Source organism: Arthrobacter sp. 10T419 (assembly GCF_056394105.1).
In genome coordinates this window covers 1-408 of the sequence record NZ_JBFTHF010000058.1, presented here as the reverse complement: position 1 = coordinate 408, position 408 = coordinate 1, and the positions used below count along the sequence as shown (strand labels likewise).

Here is a 408-nt window from a genome sequence, read left to right as displayed (position 1 = left end):
GTCACGCCACGGATGGCGGCCAGGTTACGGCTGTACCAGCTCGGGTCCTTGGCCAGCTTTTCCTTGATGGCGGCGAACAGGWAGGTTTCTTCCTCGCTGSYCGGCTTGGCGATCAGCGACGCGTCCTTCTCGGCACGGGCGCCCAGGTGCAGCAGCAGCGTGGCGTCGCCGCCGTCGTCCAGGATCATGTTSGGSGTGCYGCCGTCSKTCCAGTCGAAGATGCGGTGCGTGAAGTCCCAGTATTCCTTGAGCGACTCGCCCTTGAACGCGAAAACCGGCACGCCGGACGCGGCGATGGCGGCGGCGGCGTGGTCCTGCGTCGAGAAGATGTTGCACGAGGCCCAGCGCACGTCGGCGCCCAGTGCCACCAGCGTCTCGATCAGCACGGCGGTCTGGATGGTCATGTGC

The 408-nt window shown here is 66.5% G+C and carries 1 protein-coding gene; it reads right to left on the bottom strand.

Annotation, left to right across the window (positions count from 1 at the left end; translation table 11 throughout):
- The coding region (locus tag AC1DBD_RS17865; RefSeq protein WP_476982729.1) for an adenosylhomocysteinase at nt 1–408 on the bottom strand (408 nt) is incomplete at both ends.